Genomic DNA, 15,063 nt, shown 5'->3' with positions numbered 1-15,063 from the left:
CGATCTACCGTGCGTGCGGTGAACGACGTTTCCTTCGACATCAACCACGGCGAGATTGTGGCGCTTGTCGGGGAATCCGGCAGCGGAAAAAGCACCATCGCTCGCATTCTTGCCCGCCTCGAGCAGCCCACGGGCGGGCAGCTCATCATCGACGGACAAGACATCTTTGCCACCGAACGCCGCCGGGCGTCGATGAAATACCGAAGCAAGGTCCAAATGGTTTTCCAAGACCCCTTCGGATCCCTCAACCCGGCACACCGCATCGAGCACTTCCTGGCACGCCCCTTGCAGCTCCATGGAGAAGGCGAAGGCCCGAAGGCCCTCAAACTCAAACTGCGTGAGCTGATGGCCACAGTAGGTCTCGGTGAGCAGATGCTGGACCGGTACCCCCACCAGCTGTCCGGGGGACAACGGCAGCGCGTGGCCATCGCCAGGGCACTGGCCGTGGAACCGGAAATCATCCTGGCCGACGAGCCCACCTCCATGCTCGACGTCTCCGTGCGCATCGGGATTCTCAATCTGATGCGCAAGCTGCGCGACGAACGGGGGGTGTCCATGCTCTACATCACCCACGACCTCGCATCCGCACGCTACATCGCGGACACAACCATGGTGATGTGCGCCGGGGACCTGGTTGAGGGCGGCGAGAGCATCGAGTTGATGGCCGCCCCCCACCACCCCTACACACGGTTGTTGCTCTCCGCCGTACCCGACGCCCACAGGCCCCCGGGCGTCCGCCCGCCGAAGAGGGAAGCCACGGGGCGGATCGCCGGCCGGAGAACGGGCGAACGCGTCACACTCAGCCCGTCCCATTGGGCGCTGAAAGCGCCGGAACCCGCCGCCTGACGTCACACCACCAACCCGATCCCGGTCACCCCCACTACGGAACCGGTGCCAGCCGAAGAACTCGAGAAAGAACCCCATGATGAAACCCGCTGCCGCACGCTCCGGCATACCCGACGTGGTCGTTGTCGGCGAAGCACTCATCGACGTGGTCCGCACAGAGGACGGCGTCACGGAGCGCCCGGGGGGCTCACCCGCCAATGTGGCCTACGGGCTCGCCCGCCTAGGCGTGGCGACAGGGTTCCTGACCTCAATCGGCACGGACGACCGGGGGCTTGCCATCAGCAGCCACCTCACCGGCGCGGGCGTCCAGATACTCCCGGGCTCTCGGTACGCCGCCGCCACCTCGACGGCCACGGCAACGCTGGCCCCCGACGGGTCCGCAACCTATTCCTTCGACGTCGTCTGGCAACTGGCCCCGTTTGCCCCGGCACACCCTCCCAAGCTCCTGCACACCGGGTCGATTGCCAGTTTCCTGGCCCCGGGTGCCGCTGGTGTAAAGGCGGTCCTGCAGCACTGCGCAGGCGTCAGCACCGTCACCTACGATCCGAACATCCGGCCCGAACTGCTCGGTAGCCACCACGAAGCCAGAACCATCTTCGAAGATCTCGTCCCGCTCACGGACGTTGTGAAGCTCAGTGACGAGGACGCCGCGTGGTTGTATCCGCGCAGTTCCACGGAAGAGGTGGCCCGACACATCCTCGGACTCGGCACGGATCTGGCCGTCGTCACCTGCGGCTCCAACGGTTCATTCCTACTGACCGCCGACACGGACGCCAGCGTCCCGGCCGTGGAATATGGTGTCGCTGACACCATCGGCGCAGGCGATTCCTACACGGCCGCCCTCATCCTGGGACTCCTGAACAGAGAGGGCGAGGGGCTGCCTGCACCACTTCTCCACCAGATCGCCCACACGGCATCCATGGCAGCCGCCATCACCGTGGCCCGCCCAGGAGCGGACCTGCCATCCTCGGCCGAAGTGCGTGCCCACCTGGCCAGCTGAGCACCACCTCCCGGCTCCATCGCCGCGGCCGACCCGACGCCACCTCAAGATCCACGAACCCCCATCCCGAAACGAGCACCCCCCACATGACGGCCGTGACCACCACCCACCCGGAAGCCTTCCGGCCCGCCCTGCACTACACGGCTCGAAACACGTGGCTCAACGATCCCAACGGGCTGATCTACCATCAGGGTCTGTACCACCTCTACTATCAAAACAATCCCTTCGGAAACACCTGGGGAAACATGTCCTGGGGCCACGCGACGTCAAGAAACCTCGCCGACTGGACCGAACAGCCTGTCGCGATTGCCTGCGACGAGCAGGAAGACATCTTTTCCGGCAGCATCGTGTTCGACAGCCAGAACAGCAGCGGTCTCGGCACCAAGGCGGCCCCCCCACTGGTCGCTGTCTACACCAGTGCTTACAAGGATGCATCGCCGCTGCACGGCACCCAAGCGCAGTCTCTGGCCTACAGCCTGGACGGCGGGTTCACCTGGAAGAAGTACGCAGGCAATCCGGTGCTCAGCCGCAATTCGGCAGACTTCCGCGACCCCAAGGTCTTCCGCTACGACGGCCGAGCCGGCTCCTACTGGGTGTTGGCTGCCGTCGAAGCCAAAGACTATAAAGTGGTCCTCTACAAGTCCGATGACCTAAAAACCTGGGAACACCTCAGCGATTTCGGCCCCGCCAACGCCACCGGCGGTATCTGGGAATGTCCCGACCTGTTTGCCCTGCCGGTCGACGGCAATCCGGAAGAGCTCAAATGGGTGCTGACAGTGAATCTGAACCCCGGCGGCCCGAATGGCGGTTCGGCCGGACAGTACTTCACGGGAGACTTCGACGGCGTCGAGTTCAACTCCGACTCCACCATCACCAACGGCGGGCAGGAATCCGACTGCCTCCACGAATATCAATGGCTGGACTGGGGCCGGGACTATTACGCCGCCGTTTCATTCAGCGACGCCCCAAACGGTCGGCGGATCATGATCGGTTGGATGAACAACTGGGACTATGCCAACGAGATCCCCACCTCGCCCTGGCGAAGCCCAATGTCCCTGGCCAGGGAGCTCTCGCTGTCCACCACGGGGGGCCGCCCCACACTACGTCAAGCCGTCGTAGAGGAATCCATAGGCCGCGACGGGGCACCGGTAGTCCAGTGCGGCCGCATCCACCTGGCCGAAGAAACACGCCAGATGCCTGCCGCCGCGGGAACGGTGCAGGTTATCGAAGCGGAGTTCACGGCAGGCACGGCCGAAGAATTCGGACTCATCGTTCGCGGGAGCGACACGGAAGGAACCCGCATCGGCATCAACCCCGCGGAGGGCCGACTCATCCTCGACCGGACGGCCTCCGGCAACACGGGCTTCCACACGGGGTTCGCTTCCGTCGACACCGCCCCCATCAACGCCATCGGCGGTCGATACATCCTGAAGGTCTACGTCGACCACTGCTCTGTCGAGGTCTTTGCGCAGCACGGCGAGCTGGTGCTTACCGACCTGATTTTTCCGGACAAGGCAAGCAACGAGCTCACGATGTACGCGCACGGAGGCGCCGCAACACTGGAGAACCTAAGAGTCACTCAACTGGCGTAGGCAGGATCCGCCCACCCTTGGCCAGGCTGTCGATGCTGAGCAGCCTCCAAGGACCGCTCAAATATCGCGACTCAATGCATGACCGGCTCGTAGTTAAATAAGGACCGGATCCCCGCAACGGCGGATCACTCGGCGTACGGGGCATTTTCTGGGCAATGCTGCCGTGCTTGCGGGCGTCCTCGTCACCGTGGCCGGCTCTTTCACCGGGGAAGGCACGGCACCACCGCTAACAGAGCAATGATGCTAGATCCCACCAATCCGCCACTTCCGTCGACCAGTGTTGCGGGACTCTGAGGCTTTCCATATGTGCCTTCATCGCGTTCTAACCCACGGAGTCGCATTGGTGCTGATAATTCCTTGGGGGAACGGAAACGTGTGGGGGTCGCCGGTTCGAATCCGGCAGGGGGCTCCGAAAGAAGGCCCGAGACCCGCGTGATACCGCGCATCTCGGGCCTTCGTTTTTCCGTGCTCCGTCTACCCAAGGATCCATGCCCTTAACGTGGCACGGCCTGCGAAGCCCGTAGTCGTAATTCCTTTAAAACAGCGGCCAGGGTACGGCCGACATCTCACCGCTCGGAGCCGGAAACCGCCCTGCCAGGCGAAGTCCGGCGCAGCGCGCGGCGAGGGAGGCGATTTCCTCGGCGCTGAGCAAGTCGGCCAGGTTTCGGCCCAGCTCACCGTGCAGTCCTTCGCTGACACGCTCGATGCCGTCGCGCTCCTCGGTGGTCAGAGTTTCTCCCAGCCACCCCCACAGCACCGTGCGCAGCTTGTGGTGATGGTGAAAGGTCAGCCCATGGTCCACGCCGTGCCGGTGTCCGTCCGGCATGGCGAGAATGTGGTCGCCTTTGCGGTCGGCGTTGTTGACGAGCACGTCGAACACCGCCATGCGTCTGAGCGCTGACGAGTCCTCGTGGACGAGGGCGACCATCCGTCCGCTCGCATCGCGTCCCTCGAGGACGCGTTTCCAGCCCGTCTCCGGCACGTGGTCCGTCGCGACCAGATCCACGGCGCTTTGGGCGGGGTCTTGGTCTTGCCAAAGCTGCACCATTCCTTCGCCCATCGGACCATCGCGCAACCAAGTGTGCGGCACCACGTTCCAGCCGAAGACCTTCGAGACCAGATAGGCGGCAACCTCCCGGTAAGCCAGGGTGCCGTGGGGAAAATCCCGCAGTGGACTTTCGCCTGCTATCGGCTTATAGACAACCACCACGTCGCCGATGCTACCTAGGAATGTAGCGTTTGAAGCCGTCGTGATGCGGCCGGTGAGCGTCAGCTCTGCGGCCGCCAGATCCGGTGTTGGCATCACATCTCGGGAAGGTTGCACACGTGCCCGTCGGCGTCTATGGGGTAACCGCAAACCGGACACAGCGGACGCCCGGCGCCCACGACCTCACGGGTGCGCTTGGCGAATGCGCGGGCGGTACCGACCGGCATTCGCACTAGCAGCATTTCAGGATCGTCGGCGCCGTCCTGATCAAGGGATTCGTCGTTGTCGTCGGCATCGACATCGGTGATGGGGTAGGCCTCTATCACGACCTGCGCCGTCGTCGGGTCCCAGCCCAAACTCATGGAACCGGTACGAAACTGCTCCTGAACGGCCTCGAGCTGGTCGTTGTCGACAAGTTCGATGGGAGTATTTGCGGGAACCCTGAAGGGGTTGCCGTGGACGGCAATGAGCTGGTCGAGAATCTCGTCGATTTTCTCCGCGAGCAGAGCCGACTGCTGCTTCTCCAGGGCGATACTCACGATGTGCTTCCGTGCGCGCACCTGCAGGTAGAACGTGCGCGCCCCCGGAAGGCCGATGGTGCCGACGACGACCCGATCAGGCCAGTCAAACTCGTGAACACGTGTAGGCATGTCAGTATTTTAGGCACATGGGGTTCAGGGCGCCTTGTTCCCCGCGCCGCCGCCCACCGGCGCATCGCCGGATTGGATGCCGTTCGCCAGCCACGACAGATCCCCCGCGTCGGTGTTGGTCGCATGGACGCTCGGCCGGCTAGCGCCGTAGCGCACGATCGATACGGAGGCGGGGCCCACGCTAAGACGCTGGAACAGGTCAAGGTGCATGCCGAGCGCGTCGGCGAGGATTGACTTGATGATGTCACCGTGGCTCACCGCCACCCACACGGCCCCCGGCCCGTGTTCGGCTTCGAAGGCCGCATCGTGGCGTCGAATCGCGGCCACGGAGCGAGCCTGCATCGCGGCCATGGATTCACCGCCCGGGAAGACGACGGCGGAGGGTTGCGACTGCACCACCGTCCACAAATCCTCGGTCGCGAGATCACTGAGCGTGCGGCCTTGCCATTGGCCGTAATCGCACTCGGTGAGATCGAGATCGACCGGCGCGTACGGGGTCCCGGCCTGGCGGTCGAGGATGAGCTGGGCGGTCTGCCGACAACGCTCAAGAGGGCTCGACACCACCCCGACTACGGGCACGGCCGCCAGCCGGTCCCCGGCCAGGGCCGCCTGGTCGCGCCCGATCTGGTCCAGGCCGACGCCGGCGGCCCGGCCAGCGAGCAGTCCAGTGGCATTGGCTGTGGTGCGGCCGTGCCGCACGAGAAGAACTGTCGCCATCCACCCAGCCTAGCCACCCGTTTGACGGCGGCGTGAACCGTACCGGGCACTTGTTGCCCGAGAGACCGGAGCGCGTCGACGTCGTTCCCACCAAACCCCAAGGTGCGCGTGATTTCCTTGTGGTCAATGGAGCCCCGGACCATCTGGGGTGCCGGAGAACCGTTGTGGGGACAGCGGACGACGTGATGGGGGATGGAAATGGTTGAGCTGGGGAATTTTGAAAACGCCCATTACCTGACGGTCGCCGAGGTGGCGGTCGCGATGAGGGTGTCGAAGATGACCGTGTACCGGCTGGTGCATTCGGGGGAGCTGCCCGCGGTGAGGTTTGGACGCTCCTACCGGGTCCCGGAAAAGGCCGTCGAGGAGTATCTGATCGCCGACCGCCACGCCGCGGCCCCCTTCAAACGACACGGGTAGGCCCGCCGGTCGCCTAAAGGAACGGGCGCAGGGGAATGAGGATGGTTTCGCTGATCGGCGCGGCGAAATGCCGTTCGCTCCAGTCATCCAAGGTGAGTTCCCTGCAGTTGGCGCTGTCGACGCCGAAAATCCTCTCCATGTCCGCGGCAAGGGCCTCGTCGTGGATCTCCAGGTTTGTTTCGTAGTTGCCGGTCAGGCTCAACCGGTCGATGTTCGCGGTGCCGACGGTGGACCAATGCCCGTCGATGGTTGCGGTCTTTGCGTGGATCATCGCGTTTCGGTAGAGCAGGACGGTGACGCCCGCGCGCAGCATGCTGGTGTAGAAACCGCGCGAGAGCCAGTCGGAGAGCACGTGGTTGGAGTCCTCCGGGAGGATGATCCTGACGTCCACGCCTCGTTTGCTGGCCGAGAGCAGGGCCTGCAGGATCTGTTGGTCCGGGATGAAATACGCGGTGGTGATGTAGATGTGGTGCTGGGCGCGGTTGATCGCGTCCAGATACACGCCCCGGATCGGGTACACCAGATGGGATGGGATGTTGTTGACCGCGCGGATGTGGGGATCCCACGCCTGCGGTGGGAGGTGGGGGATCCCCGGGTCGGCGGTGACGGTGTTCCACACGCCGACGAACGCTTGGCGCAGGTCCCAGACGGAGGGGCCGGTGATGCGGACATGGGTGTCGCGCCATTCGGTGGCGTAGAGGTCGCCGATGTTGTAGCCGCCGACGAAGCCGGTCTCGTCGTCCACGACGAGTATCTTCCGGTGGTCCAGTCCCGCGCTGCGCAGCGGGGTGAACAGCCTGGACGGCCGCAACACCGGAAACCGGTAGACGTGGATGCCGGGGTGGAACCGGTAGAAGGATCGGGGAACAACGAGGTTGGCGAAACCGTCGTAGACGACGTAAACCTCGATGCCGCGTTCGGCAGCATCGGCCAGGGCTTCCTTGAAGCGCCGTCCGGTCGCGTCGTCCTTCCAGATGAAGGTTTCCAGGAAGATGCTTCGCTTGGCGCCGTGGATCGCGGCGAGCATGTCGCGGTAGAGGTCCTCGCCGTAGGTGTAGACCGTGACGTCCGAATCGGCGACGCGCGCATCGAATACACCCGGATGCGGGAAGCCCGGGCGGTGGGCCCTGTTGCGGTGTTTCACCGCGTCGATGAGAACCAGCGTGCCGGCAACGGCGGTCTGGACGGCAAGGAACGCAAGGAACAGTCTTCCGGCCGATTTTCGTGCCATGGCAACAATGGGCGTCGGTTTCACATGGGGCATGACCAGAGCCTATCCGTGGATGGTGCCAGTGTGGCCTCGGGAGCCACATCCGACGGCGACGGACCACGCGTGCCCCGAGCTGTAGGCGACTGGCGCGGACACCCACCCGGTGCTCGTCTAGGCGGACGCGGTACCGGCGGCCGAAAGTCCAAACCGGTATGAAGAACACCGTTAGTCGCGTGCCGTGCTTCGTGAGCTCTTGAAGCGCTTGCCGACCGCAGACGCGGCAGGTTGCCGGTCCGACGACGGACGTCCGGTGGACCGAACGCATGCCGAAGAACAGAAACACGATGTGAGCCTTTCACCAGGGTGTCGGCTTCGAAGCATAGGTCGCCCACGGCGAAATGGGGTATGGAAATCCCGTTCGGCTTGGCCTGTATTCGGACGACGTCCAGCCGTACGCTGTGGATGGTTCCAAGCAACGAGGAGGCATTCATGCGCACGGTAGAGCCATTGGTCCAAAACGCCAGGACCCGTCAGCTTTCGGAGAATCTCGCGGTCCGGCTAGCCAAGGGGAGGGAATGGGCTACCCCCGGTGTTGAAGCCGCCCTGCAACGGGCCGTGCTGGGTCTGGACGCCGGCGTCGAATCCGCGTCCCCCCGGATCCAGGCAGTGGTGCGTCGGCTCGCCGACGAGCTCGCCGGTGGAGTGGAGAGCGTGACCCCCCGCATCCACGAGGGGCTGCACCGCGTCGCGCCGAAGGCCGCGCCCGTCGTGCTGCCTGCCGAACCGGCCCGGTCCGGATCCCACCGCGCGTGGATGATCGCGGCGGTGGCCGCCATCCTGGTTTCCGTTGGGGCAGCTGCATGGCGCTACGCCCGGACGCCCGATGCCAAGCCGCGGACACCTGAGGAGGAAACGGCCGAAAGAGGCTGGAATCCCGAGGATAGCCCCGCCAACTCGGCGGCACGGATCTAGGGGACAACGCGGGGCGCTGTATGTTGGTCCGTGGGAAACGGTCTCCCTTGGCTTTTGCGCGGGTGCGTCGGGCCGCCACGAAAAAAACTGGGGAATTCCATCGTCAGAAGTGCCTACGGTCGGGGGCCGGCGCGTCGTGTGGTCCTGCTGTCCGCTGCGGCGTTGGTGCTGGCCGGATGCCGTCCCGCAACTGAAGTCGCCGGACAGCCACGGCCCACACCCGTCCCCGACGCATCCCCGCACCGTCCGCTTCCCAGCCTGCCCCCGGCTCGCCGCCAACCCCCAGTCCCGGACCTTCGGTCCGGCCACGGCCCTCGCGGGACGAGATCACCGCCGCCTTCGCCGGACGCACACCTACCTATTGGGGCCTCGAGGCGCCGAAGGTTCCCCTGTTGCTCCCTGATCCGGACTTCGGAATCGCCTTGACGCTGGATTTTTGCGGTGGCCCGAAACGAGGAAGTCATGTCCAACGACGCTCTGCTCGCGGAGATATCCGGACAACGTCCCCGGTTCTTCCGTCCCGGCACGGCATTCCTGGACGCCGTCGCGGCGGAGATTTGCTTCGCGCTTGGCCTGACGCCGGCTGGCTTCAGCGTCAATGCCGACGCCGGGGCGACCTACCCCGCGGCGCTGGTCGCATCGGAGACCGCCAAGTCCCGTACGGGCGACATCATCCTTGCGCACGCAAACCACCCCGAATCGGGCACGGCCGCGGGACTCGCGGCCGTGGTGCCCGCACTGCTGGACATGGGATACGACTTCACGACCCTGGGCGACGCCTTTTCACCCGTGCGGACGAGCTAGGCGGCGCCGACCGCGGTAGACCGCGTCGGCCACGGCGAGCTTAGCGCCTTCAGGTCCGCTGCCTTCGCGCGGGCGGGATTCGAGGACCTCGTGCAACCACGTGTCGTCGAGCAGGGCGGCCACGTCGGCCGCGTTGTAGTAAAGGTCCGGGCGGTCGGGACGCGACGCCGCGGTCTGCATGTCCGACGGGTGGTGCCCCACGACCAACAGTGTGCCGCCCGGTGCCACCGCCCGCGCCAGGGCACGGAACAGCGGGTCGCGCTGGGCCGCGGGCAGGTGCATGTACTGGGCGGTGACCAGGTCGAAGGACTCGGACGGCGGATCCCAACTGGTCAAGTCGTGATGCTCCCAACGCACGGGGTGGCGCTCGCCGCCGTCGTGTGGGGCGCCGGATTCCCGTTCGTGACCGGCGGCGCGGTCCAGCGCGACCGACGAGATGTCGACGCCGGTGACCCGCCAGCCGCGGGAAGACAGCCACAGCGCGTCGGCTCCCTCGCCGCAGCCGACGTCGAGCGCTGTCCCCGGCGCAATGCCCTCGGTCTCGGCGACCAACTGGGGATTCGGTTTGCCGCTCCAAATCCGCTGCTTCTCGCCGTACCGGGCGTTCCAAAACGTCTCGTCGAACTCGCGCGGACCATGGTCGTGGTGCTGGTGGTGTGTCTTCATCGGGAAACCTCCGCTCCCATAGTGCCCGCTTCACGGTCCGTCGCGATAGTGGATGCGCTTCGGTACGCCATCAGGTCCCGTTGCAGCTCCTCGGCCATCAGGTCGTTGTTGATGGCCATCGCGGCGGTCGAGCCGGACGCCGCCGCCGGCAGAACCTGCAGCATCAGGTTTGCCACGTTGCCCGCGGCCCACGCGCCGTCCACCGCGGCGGCTCCCATTTCGTCCACGGCAAGGTGCTCGCCGACCCCGGCCGGGTGCTGGACGACGTCCAGCCCCAAGCCCGCGAAGATCCCGGCGTTGGCGACGAAGCGCGGCTCGACTGTCAGGGAGTCCACCGCAACACCCGTCCGCGGGCCAGTTCCACTTCGCTGAGGGCGCCGCCGACGCCGTCGTTCAGGACGCGGGCGACCGCGCTGTCGACGACGATGACGCCCCGCGCCGCCAAGTGCTCCCACTCCTGCGCGGTGGGCTCCACCGTGTCGTTGAGGAAGAGCGTGATGCTTCCGCTCCACTGCCTGAAGAGCAACGCCTGTTACACGGACATGGCGCCGGTGCCGAGGACCCCGATGCGCCGATCACGGACCTCCCATCCGTGGCAGAAGGGGCAGTGCAGCACCTCCCTGCCCCACCGTTCCGCCGTCGAACGTGGTGCGGAAGCGGTAGCGCGGATAGGTGACGCCTGCGGTGCCTATGGCGGTTCCGGGAACGATGATCCCCGCAGCGTTCGACGTTGTACCGGACCTCGAGTTGCTGTTGCCGCTGGCGAAGGCGCGCCGGGTCCCCTCGACGAGTTGGTGGGAGCGCCGACCACCGGCGACCCGCGCGTGCATCTCCGCCCCATCGAAGGGCACCGTGGCACCGATCTGCCGTTGACGCGCCGGCCGGGTGGGATCCAGGCGTACAAACACGTGCTGCATGCGGAGGAGCCGCTGGAGGAGCCCGACCCGGAGGTGCACGAGGGGGGCTCTACGTGCTCAACGGCACCTTGCGGCTGGTGCTCGGCGTACTGGATCTCACGGCTGCACTTGCGGGCAAAGACCACTCGCCGCACCCGTTGAGGCCTTTCATACGGTGGTCGTCTCAGCCAAGGTAACCGGTTCGGCACGAATGCATTCCGACTGTGTAACGACGGTGGTTTCGGCCCGCGTCATGCCGTTGTCTGGGCTTGAGTGGAAGGCGTGGTCACGTGATCACGACGGGACGAATGAAGGCATGGGCGAAATGAGAACGGTGGCGTGGCTGGCTGTCATGGGGGTTCTGACGGTGGCTGTGGGGCTGGTGCTGGTGGTCGGACTGCTGGCGGTGCTGTCGGGGTCCATAGCGCTGTTCATGTGAGGCGCCCCCGGGCCGCGACACCCGAGGAGGACAAGTTTCGGGCGGATGCTTGCCAAAGCAGTTTCGGGGTGTACCCTAGCCACCGACCGAAACATGAATTGGAGGAGCCGCATGGCCCAGGACTACGACGAGATGCGCCCGGATGTTGCCGAGGCGTCGGACGCCACGCTGAAGACTGTCCAGACCATGGGCGCCCCGGATGCGCGGAACGTCTCGGCCGAGCTGGACGAGTCCGAAAACATCGACGGCGTCACCCTTCCGGACGCGGACCTCTCCGACGAGGAGCTGAACGTCACCGTCGTGCCCCAAGGCGAGGACGAGTTCACCTGTGGCTCGTGCTTCCTGGTGCGGCACCGGTCGCAGGTCGCCCGCGAGTCCAAGGGCATCAAGTTCTGCAAGGACTGCGAGGGCTAAGAAAGCCGGCCCCGGCGCGAGCCGGGGCGCGACGGGCACCGAGGGTGTCGTTGGAGCTAGCGCGTGGCCGCGGGGGTGGCCACGCCTTTTTCGTCCCATGTGACCATTGGTCCCACCAGCCCCAATTTGACACGAAATCCACTTCTGCTCTTGTGGATCGCTCGCTTACCGGAGAAACTGTCCGCACGGCTCGCAGACGAGGGGAAGGCCGCAGGCCGTTCGCACTGGGGGAAGTGCATAGGGGGAGGATGGCTACGATCCGGTTGGGGACCGGTTCGTAGCCATCAGCCCGCCTCCCCGCCCCGCCCCACGCGCGCGTAGACGGCCGGATTCGCTGTCCGTAGCCGGAAGGCCCACGCGAAGGCTGCGACGCCTGGCACCACGACCGCTGCCGGCAACAGCCACGACAGCACGCTGGCCCCTTCGAGCCCGATCAGGACGTCGAAGTTGGCGACGATGGCGCCGAAAAGCGCCGTCAGCGCCACGCCGGCCACCACCGGCGCGACGATGCGCGTCCACGCGCCCAACCCGTGCGGCTGACGCCGGAAGTAGCCGACGACGGCGAACGAGGTCAGCGCCATCAGGAGCACCAGGCCGAAGGCGCCGGTGTTGGTCAGCCAGGTGAACATGGTCAGCACCGGGAACAGCGGACCGTATTCGTGGCCGGCGCCCGCCCAGGCAAACAGCACCAAGACCACCAGAGCCACCGCGGACTGCGCGAGCGAGCCGGCGGCCGGAGCCTGCGTGCGTGGATTCGTGCGCGCCAGGATCGGAGGCAACACCCCTTCGCGGCCCAGCGAGAAGAGGTACCGGGCCACCACGTTGTGGAAGGCGATGAGCGCCGCGAGCAGGCTGGTGATGAACAGCAGGGCGGAGACGTCCACCAGCCACGCGGGCCCGCGCTCGGCCAGGAACACGAACATCAGGTCCGGACCGAACTCGCGGGAGCGGTCCACGACGGCGGAGTCGCCCTCACCGACCGCCACGGCCCACGCGGACAGCGCGTAGAAGCCAGCGATCACGGACACGGCGATCAGGGTCGCCCGGCGGGCCGTCACCCGCGGGTCCTTGACCTCCTCGTTGTAGATGGCGCCGGATTCGAATCCCATGAACGCGGCGATGCTGAAGGCCAGGGCCGCCCCGACGCCGGCGGTGAAGAGGTTTCCCGGCGACAGCGAGGCTGCCGTGACGCCCTCCGGAGCGGCGCCCACGGCCAGGACGTCGTAGACCACCACAACGGCGAACTCCAGGGCCACCAACACGCCCAGGACCTTCGCGGAGAGATCCACCTTGTTGACCCCCAGCAGGGCCACGACGACCCAGCCGACCAGGGCAGAGGCCCACCACGGCACGTCGATTCCGGAGAGGCCCCCCACGAAGGAGGAAAGCGCGAATCCGAACAGGCCGTAGATCCCCACCTGCATGGCGTTGTAGGAGACGAGCGCGATCCAGGCCGAACCGATGCCGGCGGGCTTGCCGAGCCCGCGCGAGATGTAGGCGTAGAAGGCGCCGGCGTTGTGAACGTGGCGGCTCATCGCGGTGTACCCGACGGCGAACACCAGCAGCACCGCGCCGAGCACCACGAACGACAGCGGGATGCCGAGCAACCCGCTGACGGCGTAGTTGCTGGTCACCCCTCCCGCCACGACGGTCAGCGGCGCGGATGCGGCGATGATCATGAAGACCAGGGCCGGAACGCCGAGGCGGCGTCGCCCGAGGCCCGCCTGAGTCGTGGGGGCTTGGTGTGGGGACTGTAGGGCCATGACTACTCCTTGGGGTTAAACGGCGGACCTAGTAGCTGATGATTTGGGGTTGTCCGAGGTGCTTGAGTCCCTCGACGCCGAACTCGAGTCCGTAGCCGGAGGCCTTGGCGCCGCCGAAGGGGACGCGGGGGTCGACGGTGCCGTGCTTGTTGATCCACACGCTTCCGGCCTCGATGCGGGCGGCGACCGCGCGGGCGGCGTCGGTGTCGGAGGACCAGACGGAGGCGCCGAGGCCGACGTCTAGCCCGTTGGCCATCGCGACGGCCTCGTCGACGGTGGAGTACTTCACGATCGGCAAGGCGGGGCCGAACTGCTCCTGGGTGACCAGCGGGTTGTCGTCTTCGATGTCCGCGACGAGGGTGGTCGGGTAGAAGTAGCCGGGCTGGTCCCGGACGGGGTTCCCGCCAAGGACGATGCGGGCGCCGGCGTCCTTGGCGGCTTGGACGAGGTTCGCGACGACGTCGTACTGCGCCCGGTTCTGCAGGGGCCCGAGGACGTTGTTCTCGTCGAGTCCGACACCCATGGGCATGGCCTTGGCGACGTCGGTCAGGGCGGCGACGACGTCGTCGTAGATCTCCTCGTGGACGTAGAGGCGCTTGAGCGCGGCGCAGGTCTGGCCGGTGTTGATGAACGCGCCCCAGAAGAGGTCCTGGGCGATCGCGGCCGGGTCGGCGTCGGGCAGGACGATGCCAGCGTCGTTGCCGCCGAGCTCGAGGGTCAGGCGCTTCACGGTGCCGGCGGAGGAGCGGATGATGTCCTGTCCGGCCGCGGTGGAGCCGGTGAACATGATCTTGGCGATGTCCGGGTGGGAGGCGAGGACGGCGCCGACGTCGCGGCGGCCGGAGACGACGTGGAGGACGTCGGCGGGCAGGGCCGTGTTGAGTACGCGCACCAGGGCCAGGACGGACAGGGGTGTGTTCCCGGAGGGCTTGAGGACCACGGTGTTGCCCATGCGCAGGGCCGGGGCGAGCTGCCAGATGCTGATCATCATGGGCCAGTTCCAGGGGCCGATGGCGCCGACGACGCCGCGCGGGCGGTAGTGGAGTTCGGCGCGGCCGCCGTCGTCGTCGACCAGGACCTCCGGTTCGATCTCGAACGACGCGGTGGCGCGCAGCCAGGCGGCGCAGGCGCCGACCTCGAAGCGCGCGTTGGGCCCGTTCAGCGGTTTGCCCTGTTCGCGGGAGAGCAGCTCGGCAAGGGCCCCGGAGGAGGCCTCGACGGCGTCGGCGGCCCGGTTCAGGTGCGCGCTGCGCTCGGCGTGGCCGAGTGCTGCCCATGCCGGTTGCGCGGCGGCGGCCGCGGAGATCGCGGCTTCGAGGTCCGCGACCGTGTGCTCGGGGGCGCGGCCGACCACCTCGCCGGTGGCGGGGTCCTTGATCTCCCGCCCGCCGGTGTCCGGCTGGATGGACGCGAGCAGGTTTTCGCAGGTGGCGGTCTGGGTATCGGATGGGGTCGTCATGGCGTGTTCTC

Annotated in this window: 18 protein-coding genes; 8 read left to right on the top strand and 10 right to left on the bottom strand. The window is 66.5% G+C overall.

Features of this window, described 5'->3' with window-relative positions; genetic code table 11:
- Positions 1 to 18: 18 nt before the first annotated feature.
- From ACHAAJ_RS06200 to ACHAAJ_RS06190, 3 genes are all read left to right on the top strand, one after another.
- The gene (locus ACHAAJ_RS06200; RefSeq protein ID WP_435727126.1) at positions 19 to 846 is read left to right on the top strand and encodes an ABC transporter ATP-binding protein; all 828 of its coding nucleotides are present in this window, start codon (positions 19 to 21) and stop codon (positions 844 to 846) included.
- A gap of 76 nt (positions 847 to 922) precedes the next feature.
- Positions 923 to 1,846, top strand: a complete 924-nt coding sequence (locus tag ACHAAJ_RS06195; protein WP_435727125.1) for a PfkB family carbohydrate kinase — start codon at positions 923 to 925, stop codon at positions 1,844 to 1,846.
- 86 nt (positions 1,847 to 1,932) lie between these two features.
- Positions 1,933 to 3,438, top strand: a complete 1,506-nt coding sequence (locus ACHAAJ_RS06190) for a glycoside hydrolase family 32 protein (protein ID WP_435727124.1) — start codon at positions 1,933 to 1,935, stop codon at positions 3,436 to 3,438.
- Positions 3,439 to 3,973: 535 nt separating this feature from the next.
- Here ACHAAJ_RS06190 and ACHAAJ_RS06185 read toward each other — a convergent pair.
- From ACHAAJ_RS06185 to ACHAAJ_RS06175, 3 genes are read right to left on the bottom strand one after another with little or no spacing between them, the layout of a single operon-like run.
- Positions 3,974 to 4,741: an SCO1664 family protein gene (locus ACHAAJ_RS06185; protein ID WP_435727123.1), complete on the bottom strand. Its 768-nt coding sequence runs from the start codon at positions 4,739 to 4,741 to the stop codon at positions 3,974 to 3,976.
- Positions 4,741 to 5,295, bottom strand: coding sequence for a DUF3090 domain-containing protein (locus tag ACHAAJ_RS06180; protein WP_435727122.1), 555 nt, complete (start codon positions 5,293 to 5,295; stop codon positions 4,741 to 4,743). The genes ACHAAJ_RS06185 and ACHAAJ_RS06180 overlap by 1 nt, the downstream gene beginning before the upstream one ends.
- A 24-nt stretch (positions 5,296 to 5,319) precedes the next feature.
- Positions 5,320 to 6,012, bottom strand: a complete 693-nt coding sequence (locus ACHAAJ_RS06175) for an MSMEG_4193 family putative phosphomutase (protein ID WP_435727121.1) — start codon at positions 6,010 to 6,012, stop codon at positions 5,320 to 5,322.
- 198 nt (positions 6,013 to 6,210) lie between these two features.
- On the opposite strand from ACHAAJ_RS06175, the gene ACHAAJ_RS06170 reads away from it, so the two are divergent.
- Complete coding sequence (locus tag ACHAAJ_RS06170) at positions 6,211 to 6,429, top strand: helix-turn-helix domain-containing protein (RefSeq protein ID WP_435727120.1); 219 nt, start codon at positions 6,211 to 6,213, stop codon at positions 6,427 to 6,429.
- A gap of 13 nt (positions 6,430 to 6,442) precedes the next feature.
- On the opposite strand, the gene ACHAAJ_RS06165 is transcribed toward ACHAAJ_RS06170, so the two are convergent.
- Positions 6,443 to 7,660, bottom strand: coding sequence for a phospholipase D-like domain-containing protein (locus ACHAAJ_RS06165; protein WP_435727119.1), 1,218 nt, complete (start codon positions 7,658 to 7,660; stop codon positions 6,443 to 6,445).
- Positions 7,661 to 8,128: 468 nt separating this feature from the next.
- Between ACHAAJ_RS06165 and ACHAAJ_RS06160 the strand changes: the two genes are divergently transcribed.
- The gene (locus tag ACHAAJ_RS06160; RefSeq protein WP_435727118.1) at positions 8,129 to 8,611 is read left to right on the top strand and encodes a hypothetical protein; all 483 of its coding nucleotides are present in this window, start codon (positions 8,129 to 8,131) and stop codon (positions 8,609 to 8,611) included.
- Positions 8,612 to 9,073: 462 nt separating this feature from the next.
- On the top strand, positions 9,074 to 9,415 hold the full coding sequence (locus ACHAAJ_RS06155; protein ID WP_435727117.1) for a polysaccharide deacetylase family protein: 342 nt from the start codon (positions 9,074 to 9,076) through the stop codon (positions 9,413 to 9,415).
- Here the strand turns inward: ACHAAJ_RS06155 and ACHAAJ_RS06150 are convergent.
- The 4 genes from ACHAAJ_RS06150 to ACHAAJ_RS06135 are packed head-to-tail and all read right to left on the bottom strand — an operon-like array spanning position 9,395 to position 11,037.
- Complete coding sequence (locus ACHAAJ_RS06150; protein WP_435727116.1) at positions 9,395 to 10,081, bottom strand: class I SAM-dependent methyltransferase; 687 nt, start codon at positions 10,079 to 10,081, stop codon at positions 9,395 to 9,397. The genes ACHAAJ_RS06155 and ACHAAJ_RS06150 overlap by 21 nt on opposite strands.
- The gene (locus ACHAAJ_RS06145; RefSeq protein WP_435727115.1) at positions 10,078 to 10,416 is read right to left on the bottom strand and encodes a hypothetical protein; all 339 of its coding nucleotides are present in this window, start codon (positions 10,414 to 10,416) and stop codon (positions 10,078 to 10,080) included. Before ACHAAJ_RS06145 ends, ACHAAJ_RS06150 begins: the two co-directional genes overlap by 4 nt.
- Positions 10,404 to 10,607: a hypothetical protein gene (locus tag ACHAAJ_RS06140; RefSeq protein WP_435727114.1), complete on the bottom strand. Its 204-nt coding sequence runs from the start codon at positions 10,605 to 10,607 to the stop codon at positions 10,404 to 10,406. The genes ACHAAJ_RS06145 and ACHAAJ_RS06140 overlap by 13 nt, the downstream gene beginning before the upstream one ends.
- Before the next feature lie 49 nt (positions 10,608 to 10,656).
- Positions 10,657 to 11,037: a hypothetical protein gene (locus tag ACHAAJ_RS06135; RefSeq protein WP_435727113.1), complete on the bottom strand. Its 381-nt coding sequence runs from the start codon at positions 11,035 to 11,037 to the stop codon at positions 10,657 to 10,659.
- A gap of 256 nt (positions 11,038 to 11,293) precedes the next feature.
- Between ACHAAJ_RS06135 and ACHAAJ_RS06130 the strand changes: the two genes are divergently transcribed.
- The gene (locus ACHAAJ_RS06130) at positions 11,294 to 11,416 is read left to right on the top strand and encodes a hypothetical protein (RefSeq protein ID WP_435727112.1); all 123 of its coding nucleotides are present in this window, start codon (positions 11,294 to 11,296) and stop codon (positions 11,414 to 11,416) included.
- A gap of 111 nt (positions 11,417 to 11,527) precedes the next feature.
- Entirely contained in the window at positions 11,528 to 11,830 is a 303-nt protein-coding gene (locus tag ACHAAJ_RS06125; RefSeq protein ID WP_435727111.1) for a DUF4193 domain-containing protein, read from the top strand.
- Positions 11,831 to 12,114: 284 nt separating this feature from the next.
- Here ACHAAJ_RS06125 and ACHAAJ_RS06120 read toward each other — a convergent pair whose 3' ends face one another.
- Together ACHAAJ_RS06120 and ACHAAJ_RS06115 are read right to left on the bottom strand one after the other, a co-directional pair.
- Positions 12,115 to 13,593 carry an APC family permease gene (locus tag ACHAAJ_RS06120; protein ID WP_435727110.1) on the bottom strand — a complete coding sequence of 493 codons (1,479 nt, stop codon included), beginning with the start codon at positions 13,591 to 13,593 and terminating at the stop codon, positions 12,115 to 12,117.
- Positions 13,594 to 13,621: 28 nt separating this feature from the next.
- Complete coding sequence (locus ACHAAJ_RS06115) at positions 13,622 to 15,052, bottom strand: aldehyde dehydrogenase family protein (protein WP_435727109.1); 1,431 nt, start codon at positions 15,050 to 15,052, stop codon at positions 13,622 to 13,624.
- Positions 15,053 to 15,063 lie beyond the last annotated feature (11 nt).

This window comes from Arthrobacter arnarulunnguaqae (assembly GCF_051262515.1).
Classification (GTDB): Bacteria; Actinomycetota; Actinomycetes; order Actinomycetales; family Micrococcaceae; genus Arthrobacter_N.
This window is presented reverse-complemented; position numbering and strand designations above follow the sequence as displayed.